This window comes from Brachyspira hampsonii (assembly GCF_001746205.1).
Lineage (GTDB): Bacteria > Spirochaetota > Brachyspiria > Brachyspirales > Brachyspiraceae > Brachyspira > Brachyspira hampsonii_B.
On sequence record NZ_MDCO01000001.1, the window covers coordinates 482,195 to 494,211 of the forward strand.

The 12,017-nt window shown below is 26.9% G+C and carries 15 protein-coding genes; 12 read left to right on the forward strand and 3 right to left on the reverse strand.

Translation table 11 applies throughout. The features are described 5' to 3' along the window. Positions 1 to 51 precede the first annotated feature (51 nt). The 7 genes from BFL38_RS02145 (at position 52) to BFL38_RS02175 (ending at position 5,776) form a co-directional block, all read left to right on the forward strand. Positions 52 to 1,320: a GNAT family N-acetyltransferase gene (locus BFL38_RS02145; protein WP_069725513.1), complete on the forward strand. Its 1,269-nt coding sequence runs from the start codon at positions 52 to 54 to the stop codon at positions 1,318 to 1,320. A 50-nt stretch (positions 1,321 to 1,370) separates the two neighbouring features. Continuing rightward, positions 1,371 to 2,285: an Rpn family recombination-promoting nuclease/putative transposase gene (locus tag BFL38_RS02150; protein ID WP_069725514.1), complete on the forward strand. Its 915-nt coding sequence runs from the start codon at positions 1,371 to 1,373 to the stop codon at positions 2,283 to 2,285. 9 nt (positions 2,286 to 2,294) lie between these two features. Then, positions 2,295 to 3,491 carry a class I SAM-dependent RNA methyltransferase gene (locus BFL38_RS02155; protein ID WP_069725515.1) on the forward strand — a complete coding sequence of 399 codons (1,197 nt, stop codon included), beginning with the start codon at positions 2,295 to 2,297 and terminating at the stop codon, positions 3,489 to 3,491. A gap of 82 nt (positions 3,492 to 3,573) precedes the next feature. Further along, positions 3,574 to 4,035: a D-glycero-beta-D-manno-heptose 1-phosphate adenylyltransferase gene (gene rfaE2 / locus BFL38_RS02160; protein ID WP_069725516.1), complete on the forward strand. Its 462-nt coding sequence runs from the start codon at positions 3,574 to 3,576 to the stop codon at positions 4,033 to 4,035. A 32-nt stretch (positions 4,036 to 4,067) separates the two neighbouring features. Beyond that, complete coding sequence (gene rfaD / locus BFL38_RS02165; RefSeq protein WP_069725517.1) at positions 4,068 to 5,024, forward strand: ADP-glyceromanno-heptose 6-epimerase; 957 nt, start codon at positions 4,068 to 4,070, stop codon at positions 5,022 to 5,024. Positions 5,025 to 5,096: 72 nt separating this feature from the next. Then, the gene (locus BFL38_RS02170; protein ID WP_069725518.1) at positions 5,097 to 5,543 is read left to right on the forward strand and encodes a CAP domain-containing protein; all 447 of its coding nucleotides are present in this window, start codon (positions 5,097 to 5,099) and stop codon (positions 5,541 to 5,543) included. Positions 5,544 to 5,566: 23 nt separating this feature from the next. Then, the gene (locus tag BFL38_RS02175; protein ID WP_069725519.1) at positions 5,567 to 5,776 is read left to right on the forward strand and encodes a hypothetical protein; all 210 of its coding nucleotides are present in this window, start codon (positions 5,567 to 5,569) and stop codon (positions 5,774 to 5,776) included. 87 nt (positions 5,777 to 5,863) lie between these two features. Here the strand turns inward: BFL38_RS02175 and BFL38_RS02180 are convergent, their stop codons facing one another. Next, a complete protein-coding gene (locus BFL38_RS02180) occupies positions 5,864 to 6,796 on the reverse strand; it encodes a hypothetical protein (protein ID WP_069725520.1) in 933 nt (310 codons plus the stop codon). A gap of 112 nt (positions 6,797 to 6,908) precedes the next feature. Here BFL38_RS02180 and BFL38_RS15310 point away from each other — a divergent pair, with 112 nt between their 5' ends. Further along, positions 6,909 to 7,043: a hypothetical protein gene (locus BFL38_RS15310; RefSeq protein WP_256097167.1), complete on the forward strand. Its 135-nt coding sequence runs from the start codon at positions 6,909 to 6,911 to the stop codon at positions 7,041 to 7,043. Positions 7,044 to 7,258: 215 nt separating this feature from the next. Here BFL38_RS15310 and BFL38_RS02185 read toward each other — a convergent pair whose 3' ends face one another. Together BFL38_RS02185 and gltX are read right to left on the reverse strand one after the other, a co-directional pair. Beyond that, on the reverse strand, positions 7,259 to 7,651 hold the full coding sequence (locus BFL38_RS02185) for a response regulator (protein ID WP_008731011.1): 393 nt from the start codon (positions 7,649 to 7,651) through the stop codon (positions 7,259 to 7,261). Positions 7,652 to 7,668: 17 nt separating this feature from the next. Next, positions 7,669 to 9,114 (reverse strand): glutamate--tRNA ligase, encoded by a 1,446-nt coding sequence (gltX, locus tag BFL38_RS02190; protein ID WP_069725521.1) that lies wholly within the window; start codon positions 9,112 to 9,114, stop codon positions 7,669 to 7,671. A 234-nt stretch (positions 9,115 to 9,348) separates the two neighbouring features. Between gltX and gmk the strand changes: the two genes are divergently transcribed. The 4 genes from gmk (at position 9,349) to BFL38_RS02210 (ending at position 11,894) form a co-directional block, all read left to right on the forward strand. Further along, entirely contained in the window at positions 9,349 to 9,900 is a 552-nt protein-coding gene (gmk, locus tag BFL38_RS02195; RefSeq protein WP_069725522.1) for a guanylate kinase, read from the forward strand. A 28-nt stretch (positions 9,901 to 9,928) separates the two neighbouring features. Beyond that, on the forward strand, positions 9,929 to 10,345 hold the full coding sequence (locus tag BFL38_RS02200; RefSeq protein WP_069725523.1) for a DNA-directed RNA polymerase subunit omega: 417 nt from the start codon (positions 9,929 to 9,931) through the stop codon (positions 10,343 to 10,345). A 7-nt stretch (positions 10,346 to 10,352) separates the two neighbouring features. After that, positions 10,353 to 11,279 carry a tRNA (adenosine(37)-N6)-dimethylallyltransferase MiaA gene (gene miaA / locus BFL38_RS02205; RefSeq protein ID WP_069725524.1) on the forward strand — a complete coding sequence of 309 codons (927 nt, stop codon included), beginning with the start codon at positions 10,353 to 10,355 and terminating at the stop codon, positions 11,277 to 11,279. A gap of 114 nt (positions 11,280 to 11,393) precedes the next feature. Beyond that, positions 11,394 to 11,894 carry a CinA family protein gene (locus BFL38_RS02210; protein WP_069725680.1) on the forward strand — a complete coding sequence of 167 codons (501 nt, stop codon included), beginning with the start codon at positions 11,394 to 11,396 and terminating at the stop codon, positions 11,892 to 11,894. Positions 11,895 to 12,017 lie beyond the last annotated feature (123 nt).

A 12,017-nucleotide genomic window follows, 5' to 3' on the forward strand; every position in this document is an offset into this window, starting at 1 on the left:
GTAATTTATTTATATTAACTGTATTTTATGTAAAATATAGGTACAAAATCGATGAGCATTCATAATAGTAAATATAATATAATCAAGAAGAAAAAAGATAAATTTAGAATAAGATATTTAACATTAGAAGATTTAGATGATTTTAATAATTTATTAAGATATGCATTTCAAGTGAGCAATAATGAGCTTATAAATTTAGGTTATGATATTGATGAAATAAAACAGGCGAAATCTGCTGTATTAAGTAAGGCTAAAGTTTTGGGGTGGTTTGACGGTGAAAAGTTAGCTTCTCAAATTGCTGTTTATCCTATGAAAATGAATATACATGGGGTTATATATAAAATGGGAGGAGTTACAGGAGTTGCTACTTATCCAGAATATTCTAATCTCGGACTTATGAATGATTTAATGATAAAGAGTATTGAGAATATGAAAAAGGAAGGTCAAACCATATCTGTTTTATATCCTTATTCAATACCATTTTATAGAAGAAAGGGCTGGGAGATTATTTCCGATAAGATGAGTTTTGAAATAAAAGATACTCAGCTTCCAAAAAACATAACAGATAGGGGAAGGGTAGAGAGAGTTGCTTCTGACAGCGAAGATTTAATAAATCTTTATAATGAATTTTCTAGTACAAGGCATGGTGCTTTAATCAGAGGAGATTTAGAATGGGAAGAGTATTGGCGATGGGAAGTAGATGATACTATAGTTGCAATATATTATGATGAAAAAGAAGAGGCTAAAGGTTTTTTGGTTTATATTATAGAAAATGATGTGTTTCATATAAAAGAACTTGTTTATCTTAATTTTGAAGCGAGACTCGGACTTTGGAATTATATATCGGCACATTTCTCTATGGTAGATAAAGTTAAAGGTTATAATTATACTAATGAGCCTATAGCATTTTTGCTTGAGGACAGCGAAATAAAAGAAACTATAAGACCTTATATAATGGCGAGAATTACTGATGTTAAGGCATTTATTAATGATTATCCTTTTTTAAGAAAGCCTAAAAATAAAAAAATCAATTTAATAATAAAAGATAATATGGCTAAATGGAATAACGGAAGTTTTTTAATTTATTGGGATGAGAATAAAAATACTGTTTGTAAAAGACTTAATAAAGAATATAAAAGAAATGGCAAAGACAGATACATTATAAGAATGAATATTCAAACTCTTACAACAATGCTTATGAGTTATAAATCTCCTTCTTATTTGTACAAAATAGGAAGAATAGAATCTAGTTTAAAAGGAATAAATTTATTGGAATCTATTATACCTAAAGAACAGGTTTATTTTTCTGATTATTTTTAATACTGAAATATTATTTTGACAAACTTTATGATTTTCAGTATAATATATTCATGAGAAAAAATTTAAATACTGCAAAAACTTTTAATCCTTTAAATGATTATTTTATAAGATATCTATTTACTGATAAAGGCAGCAGTGAGGCTATACTTTTAGATTTTATTAATTCTATAATGATTAATGCTAATATGAAGACTTTTCGTTCTGTGGAAATACTGACTCCGTTCAACTTGAAAAAAAATAAAAATTTGAAAGAAACTATTGTTGATGTCAAGTGCATTACTCAAAATGGATCTGTTGTTATTATAGAGATTCAATTACAAGGTAATTCAAGATTTCCAGAACGCATACTTTATTATTGGGCTGCTAATTATAGTAAATTATTAAAACATGGTGAAAGATATGATGAGCTTACTCCTGTAATAAGTATAAATCTATTAAATTTTAATTTAGATAAAACTAAAAATATACATTCATGCTATATGCTTTATGAGATGAATAATAAAAAACTTCTGACTGACCATTTACAAATACATATAATAGAATTAAAAAAGTTTAAGAAAAATGTATTATCTAAAGATTTAAATTATTGGCTTAAAATATTTACAAGTAAAAATTTGGAGGTATCTATGTCTGAAATAGTAAAAGAAAAACCTATAATGGAAGAAGTGCAGAAAAAATATAATAATTTTGTCAAAAGTAAATTAATGATGATGGAATATGAGAAAAAAGAGGCGTATTTATACGGTAATCAAATAATGCTTGATGAGGAGAGAAGATTAGGAAAAGAAGAAGGCATAAAAGAAGGTATAGAGAAAGGTATAGAACAAGGAATAGAACAAGGTATAGAGAAAGGAGAGAAAAATAAGGCATTATCTATAGCTAGAAGTCTTAAAAAATCAGGTTTGGATGTAAAATTTATAAGCGATAATACAGGATTAACTATAGAGGAAATAGATAAACTTTAATATAAATTTATGGAAGTTAAAATTATAGATACTGCTTACGGCGGATATGGAATTGCAAAAGATGAAAATGGGAAGGTTATATTTATACCTCATAGTGTTGAAGAGGATATATTAGATATTACTATAACTAAAGAAAGCAAAAAATTTTCTTATGCATCTATAAATAGAATAATAGAATCTTCTAAGTATAGAATAAAACCAAAATGCAAGTATTCTGGTATATGCGGAGGGTGTTTATTTAATCATATAGAATATAATAAACAATTAGATATAAAAAAGAATATAGTTTTAAATGCTCTTAGAAATATTAATTTTAACAAAGATATAAAAATAATTTTCGGAGATAATTTTAATTACAGACTTAGAGTTAATATGATAGCCTATAATGGGAAAATAGGTTTTTGTAGATTTAAAAGCAATGATTTTGTCAATATTGATGAATGCATTATTTTAAAAGAGAGTTTATTTAAAAGAATAAAAAACTTTGCATCTGAAAACAATATAACAGGAAATATTTATGCTATAGAAAATAATAACAGTGAAGCTCTTGCTTTTATTGAACTTAATAAAAAAATAAACATAAAGCCTTTTGAAAAATATTTTAAAGGAATAACTGTAAGGCATAATAAAAATATTAAAAGTTATGGAGCTGACACTATACTTTATAAAACTAAATACGGTAATATTCCGATAGGGCATAAAACATTTTTTCAAAGTAATTTATATCTTCTTGATGATTTTCAGTATAATGTCATTAAGTATTTAAATAATAATGACAGTACTATAGTTGAGCTTTATGCAGGAAGCGGATTTTTCACAGCAGCTTTAGAAAATAGAATAAAAAGTTTTAATAATAATTATAGATTTATTTCCTCAGAGATAAATAAAGATTCTGTACTTATAGCAAATAAATATGGTTTTAATATAAAAAATGAAGATGCTTTAATAACATTAAAAAATATTAATTATAATATTGATGTTTTAATATTAGATCCGCCTAGAGAGGGAATTAATAAAAAAGTAATAGATGAAATAATAAGAATAAAGCCTAAAAAAATTATATATGTTTCTTGTGATCCTATGACTTTTGCCCGTGATGTTAACCTATTAAAAGAGTATTATAATTTATCAGATTTAAATATTATAGATATGTTTGCTGATACTTATCATATAGAGATTATTTCTTTTTTAGAATATAAAGTTTAATTATGTTTTTATTAAGTTCTTGTTATTAATATGTTACATGATATAATTAATACAATAAATATAGAATTGGAATAAATCAATAATGGTAAATAAAAAACTCATAGAAAGAAATAATTTAGACAGTGTATTAAATAAATATAGAGAAGAGAATAAAAAGATAGTATTTACAAACGGCTGTTTTGACATACTACATCGCGGACATGTTGAGTATTTGCAGAAGGCTAGGGAACTTGGGGATTTACTCATATTGGGACTTAATAGCGATGATTCTGTAAAGCGTTTAAAAGGAAATGACAGACCTATTAATAATGAAATTGACAGAGCTATTGTTCTTTCTGCTTTAGAATGCATTAATTATATATCTATATTTGATGAAGATACACCGCTTGAACTTATAAAAATAGTAAGACCGAATATTTTGGTAAAGGGCGGCGATTATAAAATAGAAAATGTTGTCGGAAGAGAATATTCAAAGGAAACTGTATTAATTGATTTTGTAGATGGATATTCTACTACTAATATTATAAAAAAAATTAATAGTTAATAATATAAATTATAAAAATCGGAGGATTTAATATGATTATAGTAACAGGAGGAGCCGGATTTATTGGTTCTAATATAGTAAGGGGATTAAATGATTTAGGAATTGATGATATATTAATAGTAGATAATTTGAAAAACGCTTCTAAACATAAGAATTTAAATAGAATTAAATTCAGGGATTATATTGATAAAGAAGATTTTAATTCGGATTATTTAAATTCATTTGTCAATGATAATAAAGTTGAGGCTGTATTTCATCAGGGAGCTTGTTCTGATACTATGGAGACAGACGGAAAATATATGATGAAAAATAATTATGAATATACAAAAAATATACTTCATGTTTGTTTGTATAAAAAAATAAGATTTTTATATGCTTCAAGTGCTTCAGTATATGGTAATGGTGAAAATGGTTTTGAGGAGAATGAAAAAAATGAATATCCTTTGAATGTTTATGCTTTTTCAAAATATCAGTTTGACAGATATTTAAATAAATTATTCAAAGAAAATAAAGTTCAAAGTCAGGTTGTAGGACTTAGATATTTCAATGTTTACGGACCTAAGGAGAATCATAAAGGAAGAATGGCTTCTGTTGCTTTTCACTTGTTTAATCAGATAAAAGCAGGGGAGAGAATGAAAATATTTGAAGGAAGTGAGAATTTTTTAAGAGATTTTATACATATAGATGATGTTGTATCTGTTAATAATTTCTTTTTTGAGAATGAAAATAAATCCGGTATATTCAACTGCGGCACAGGAAATGCTGAGAGTTTTGTAGAGATTGCTAAGGCACTAAAAGAAGTTTATAAATCAGCTGAAATAGAGTATATAGCATTTCCAGATGCTTTGAAAGGTAAATATCAGAAATATACACAGGCGGATTTAAAGAAATTAAGAGCTATTGGTTATGATAAGAGTTTTATGAATGTTAATACGGGCGTGAAAAAATATGCTGAAGTCTTAGAAAAAAGCGGCGGCTATTTGATGTAAAAATAGTATAAAGTGTTTTACGATTATGATTAATAATGATTATATATTATATAAATATTTCAGGATTTTATTATGAAAAAAATTATTTTAATCACATTTAGTATTTTATTTTTAGCATTGCCTTTATTTTCCCAAGACCCTGAGCAGTCTGCTAAACTTCTTAAATTAATAAATGAGGAGAGACAAAGAGCAGGGCTTGAAGCATATCAAACAAGTGAAGATTTGCAAAAAGCAGCAGCTATCAGAGCAGAAGAGATATCAAAAGTTTTTGAATCTAAAAGACCTGACGGAAGCGAAATGCATACTGTATATTTAGAAAATGGTATAAAAGTAGCTTATTACGGAGAATCTATAAGAACAGGATATGAAACAGCAAACGGTATATTCAAAGCTATGATTGAAGATCCAAGCGATTCTTCTTCTATATTGGATATGGATTATACTCATATTGGTATTGGAATATATAAGAATGCTAAAAACACTTATTGGGCTATACTTTACTGTTCATTAGCAGAATAAAATATTTTAGGAGTGAAAACTTTATGAAAAAAATTATTTTTATTGCTTTTATTATTTTATCATTTGTTTTTGTGTCTTGTGAAGATGATAAGGTTGAAAAAAGTATAGACAAAGTTACTGACAAGATAGAAAAGTCAATGGATAAAGCAGAAAAAAATATGGAAAAAGCTGGTGAAAAGGCTGAAAATGCATTAGATAAAGCAGGAGAAAAAATAGAGAATCTTTTTGATTGATTTGTTAATATTTTGTTTTAAAAATTAAAAAAGGCTTAAGTTATTAATAAACTCAAGCCTTTTATTATTTTTACTTTATCATAATTATTATTTTTTTATAAATTTTAAAGACTCTGGATTTTCAAATTTTACTGTAATTAATGAATAGTCAATTTGGTTTGTATATGATATATCTTTAATTATTTCTTGAATATAATTATTAATAGTATTATAATCTTTGTAATCTATATTTAGCCTTTTGGTTTCCATTGTAATGATATTATTTTCAAATTTTAAAGTAGATTTTGTATATATATTATAATATTTCAAAGTTTCTGCCACTAAAATACTTTCGGCATCACTAGTAGTCATTTGACCTGAAGACAATGAATTATTTTCTAAAGAACCTTCATTTAATAGATATTCATTTTCATATAATTTTATCAATTTATCAGTATAATTTTGTTCTAAACTAGTATTACCATTTTGTATTCTTTTTAGACTTACATAACCATCAGATTTTATTTCAATTTCAGTATTCGGAGTACCCTCCAAGTAATATATACCTGCATAATCGCTTGGTATATATCCGCTTACTTCTGTTAAATTAGCATTCACATTATCACTATTAACTTGACCAGATAATGATAAACTTCCGCCGCTTAAATTAAGTGAAACATCTACAGTATTCATATCAGAAGCACTTTGAGCAAACATTACTGATTTTGCAGCTGCTGATGAAGTATTATCATATTTTATAGTAGGCATTTGACCTTTTATTGTATACTGTGAATCGGATATTTTTGTAACCATTTCTTTTTTTATAGTTAATAAAAGATTATCCATATTCATATAAATACTTCCGTCTTCATTTATAGATAAAGCAGAAGCATTTCCAAATGTTCCGAATGTAAAATTACCTGTAAAGGATTGAGAATGAACTGTATTGTTATTAGTAGTATTTGGGTTTGTAGATTTATTTCCGCATCCGACAGCAAATAAAGATAATAATATCATTAGTGTAAGTAAAAGTTTTTTCATATTTTTCTCCTTAAAAAATATATTTATTAAATTTTTATTAATTAAAATTTTTGCAATGACAAAAGATAAGATATTATTGATTAAGTATATATTTTTAATTGATAGGTTATTATTGAAGACTATAAATTTATGGCGGAGCTTGGAGCTTGGAGCTTGGAGCTTGGAGCTTGGAGCTTGGAGCTTGGAGCTTGGAGCTTGGAGCTTGGAGCTTGGAGCTTGGAGCTTGGAGCTTGGAGCTTGGATGTAATTATATTATTAATAAAATTAAACATAAAATCATTATATATTCATATTTTATCATGTCAATATTTTTTATAATATTTTTTATGAAAGTTTTAAATATTATAACAGAATAGCACAAACTAACTCATAGATTTTTATGCAGCAAAATGTATATAAATAAAAAATAAAAGGCTCAAGTTTTAATAACTCAAGCCTTTTTTATTTTTATAATGAAATTAATTATTTATTTTCCTGATCTTTCTTATATTCTATAGCTTCATTTACTATAGGAATTAATATGTCAAAATCTAATGGTTTTTCTATTAGTCTGAAAACACCCTCGGCAATAATCTCTTTTACCATTTCAGTATTACCATAAGCTGTAATTATTATAATAGGTATAGAACTTTTTCTTTTTTTCATTTCTCTTATAAGAGCAAGTCCTGTCATAGAAGGCATTAGCAAATCGGTGATAATAACATCAACAGGGTTATGTTCTAATATAGTTATAGCTGATTTACCATTTTCTGCTGTAACGATTTCAAAATCATGAGGTTCAAAAGTATATTTAATAAGATCCCTAATAGATTCTTCATCATCTACAGCAAGTATTAAAGGTTTACCATTAATCATATTTTACCCCAATTATATTAAATATATTTAGATAATCTGTATAGAACATTTTTTTTGCCTAGAAGCTCGCATATATGTGATAATTCACTTCCGGCAGAACTTCCTGTCAATACATATCTTATAGGGTGATATAGATTAGGACCTTTTAATCCTGTTTCTTTCTGAGCTTTTTTGATTAATGCTTTCATATATTCATCGGTAATTTCATCAGTATTTTCTATATCATTTTTGATAAACTGAAGAAGTTTTTTACTTTCTTCTTTATTAACCATTTCTTTCATTTCATCAGTAAGCTCAAAATCATTTTCAAAGAAAACAGGAACATATTTTACAATGTCGGATAAAACAACACAGTTATGTCTTATAACAGAAACAAGTTTTTTAGCCCAGGCATGTTCTTCTTCGGTATAATTTTCTTTTAAAAATCCGCTTTTTACTAGATATGGTATGAATAGTTCTGTAATTTCATCTAAATTTGTATTTTTAATATGCCAAGCATTCAAATGCCTTAATTTAGCAGTATCAAAGATTGCAGGACTTTTAGAGAAACGGTCTAATTTAAAAGCTTTAATCATATCATCATCAACCATAGTCTCTAAAGCATCTGGGTGAGTCCAACCAAGCAAAGCTAAGAAATTTCTCATAGCCTGAGGTAGGAATCCTTCATCTTTATATTCCATTAAAGTAGCAGCACCATGCCTTTTAGATAATTTTTTTCTGTCATTTCCAAGTATTGAAGAAGTATGAGCAAATCTAGGCACTTCAGAACCTAATGCCTCATAAATAAGTATTTGTTTAGGAGTGTTTGATATATGATCTTCACCTCTTATTACATGAGAAATTTTCATGAGCATATCATCTATAACTACAGCATAGTTGTAAGTAGGAAATCCATTCTCTCTTACAATAATGATATCACCTATTTCATCACTATTTGTTTTTACAACGCCCCTTACATAATCATCAAAAGTAACTGTTTGATTTTTGGGAACTCTGAATCTTATTTTAGCAGGCTCTCCATTTGCAACTCTTTTTTTAGCCTCTTCTAAAGGTATATCCCTGCATTTGCCGTCATAAATAATAGGCTGATTGAGAGTTCTCTGCATATTAGATTTTTTTTCTAATTCTTCGGAAGTACAAAAACAATAGTATGCTTTACCTTCTTCCATTAGTTTTTCAGTGTATTTTTTATATATATCGAGTCTTTCAGACTGAAAATACGGACCGTAATCTCCTCCTACTTCAGGACCTTCGTCCCAATCTATTCCAAGCCATTTTAATGATTTTATAGCCATGTCAACAGCTTCTTTAGTGCTTCTTTCTTGGTCTGTATCTTCTATTCTTAAAATTAATTTTCCTTTTATAGCTTTGGCATACAGCCAATTAAATAATGCAGTTCTGGCATTTCCTATATGTAAAAAACCTGTTGGAGACGGAGCGAAACGAACTCTAACTTCTGACATAAAATTAACCCCTTGATTTTTGAACTTGACTTATTATACATTAAAATAAATAAATATCAATTAATATAACAGTTTTATGCAGAAATAAATTTTTAAGCAAACTTGTTTATTTAATGTGTGATATGTATGATATATTGATAGCAGCTCTATAAATATATGAATATTTTTAATATAAAACTTGAAATATTTTTATTAATATAATATAATGAAATGCAATTCTATATTTGGTGTATTATGAGCAATATCGTTGTTATTACAGCCCCTTCGGCAGCCGGCAAAACTACTTTAATAAAGAAGTATATGGCTAATCATTCTAATGCAGTTTTCAGTGTTTCGCATACCACTAGAGCTAAAAGAGAAAATGAAGTTGACGGTAAAGACTATTATTTCATAGATAAAGAAAAATTTGAAGAGATGATATCAGAGGGCGATTTCATAGAATGGGCATTAGTTCATGATAATTATTACGGAACTTCATTTAGAGAATTAGAAAAAGCTGATGATGAAAATAATATTTTGATACTAGATATAGATATTCAAGGTGCCTTATATATAAAGGAAAAAGGAATAGAGGCTAATTATATATTCATAACTCCTCCTTCTATGGAAATTCTAAAAAAAAGGTTAGAAGACAGAGGAACCGAAACTGAAGAAAGTATAAAACTCAGAATTTGGAATGCCAAAAGAGAATTAGAGTATAAAGATCAATTTGATGTTATCATAGAAAATGATGATATTGAAGAAGCTTATAAAAAATTAGAAGAAGCAATCAATTCAAAATTATAAATTTAAATATATACATGGAGTTTAATATATGGGTATAATACCGTTAGAGAAACTTATAGAATATAAAGGAAACCGCTATGAACTTAGCAAAGCTATGATTGAATTAGCTAAAAACGGCGGTACGCTTCTTAAAGGTGAAACTAAATACAGAGGCGGAAAATATATACCTACTGTTATGAAAAACATACTTGACGGAAAAATTAAGTATGAATATGAAGATGGTGTAGATATGATTGTAGATGAAGAAGCACCTTTTAAACATTCTGAGGCTGCTTATGATGAAAGTGAATATGCTTCAGAAGATGATTCTTCAGAAGAGGAAAATGATTCTGAATATGCAGCTGCTGATTCAGATGATGCCGATGATGATTATGATGACGATTATTCTGAAGATGAAGAAAAATCCAAAAAGAAGAAAAAATCTTCAAAGAAAAAAGATGAATAAATAAATAGTGAAAAAGATAGTATTTATATCAGGGGCAACAGCTTCAGGTAAAAGCAGTTTTGCCCATAAATTAATAGATAACTATTTCAATAATGCCGCCATAATATCTATAGACTCCATACAAGTTTATAGATATATGGATATAGGCTCTGCCAAACCTTCCGCACAAGAAATAAAAAAATACAATTATAAAATGGTAGATATATTAGAACCTTCAGTCAATTTTAATATAAAAGAATACCTTGATATATTTAAAAATGTAATAAACAGCATAGATAATGTTCCTATATTTGGTGTAGGAGGTACAGGTTTTTATATAGATGCTATAAAGTATGGTATTTTTGATGAAGAAAATGATAATCAGGAATCCTCGCAAAAAATTAGAAAAGAGCTTTATGAAAGAATAGATAAATATGGGCTTGAAAGTTTATACTTAGAACTTTTGAGTATAGATAAAGAGGCTGCTGATAATATAGACAGATTTAATGCAAGACGAGTTGTAAGGGCTTTGGAAGTTTATTACAATACGGGAAAAAAATTCTCTGAGTTAAAAAAATTAAGAAAACCTGTAATTGATTTGGATTATTTAAGCTATGTTATTGATATTGATAGAGAAACTCTTTATGATAATATTAATAAGCGTGTTGATATAATGTTTGAAAAAGGTTTGCTTGATGAGGTAAAAAAAATTATTGATATGGGAATTGATAATACTTATACTTCAATGCAGGCTATAGGATATAAAGAAATTTATGATTATTTAATTAATCAATCTATGAGTTTAGAAGATACTATTGAACTTATAAAAAAAAGAACTAGAAATTTTGCTAAAAGACAGCTTACTTGGTTTAGAAGAGAAGAGCATAGAAGAATAAATGAAAATGATTTGCATAAAACTGCAGATGAAATAAAAAAATTTTACAATATAAATTAAAAATTGTAATATCATAAAAAATAATTTTGACAAAGAATAAAAAATATTTATAATTATATTATTAAAATTTAGGTATTAATTATGAATAATGAATCAAGTGAAATAAATGAAGTAATGAAAGCTATAGAATCAAAATCAATAGAAGAAAAATCTATTGAAGTTGTAAAACTTTTAATAAATAGAAAATTGAAAATAACATCAGCCGAATCATGTACAGGCGGATTATTTGCTTCAAGCATAACATCAGTTTCAGGTTCTTCTGAATGTTTTGAAGGTTCTTTCGTAACTTATTCCAATGAAATTAAGCATAGGATTATAAATGTTAAGAAGCAGACATTAGAAAAATATGGAGCTGTAAGTGAAGAATGCGTATTAGAAATGGCAGAAAATACTAGAAAAATAATGAAAAGTGATATATCAATATCAATAAGCGGAATAGCAGGACCTTCCGGAGGAACTGCTGACAAACCTGTAGGATTAGTATGGATATGTTTAGCGGCAGAAGGCTATATTAAGGCTTATAAAAATATATTTTCAGGCGATAGACAATCAGTAAGAGAACAAAGCGTGTTATTTTCTTTGAGTTTAGTTGAGAATTTCATAAAAAAATGTTAGTCTGTAATAACATTAATATTAAATTAATGAATTTAACAAAAAAATCTAAAAAGTCCAATATAAATTTAAAAAATATTATGTTTACTTGTTGACAAAAATAATTATGTAAACTAATATTCATAA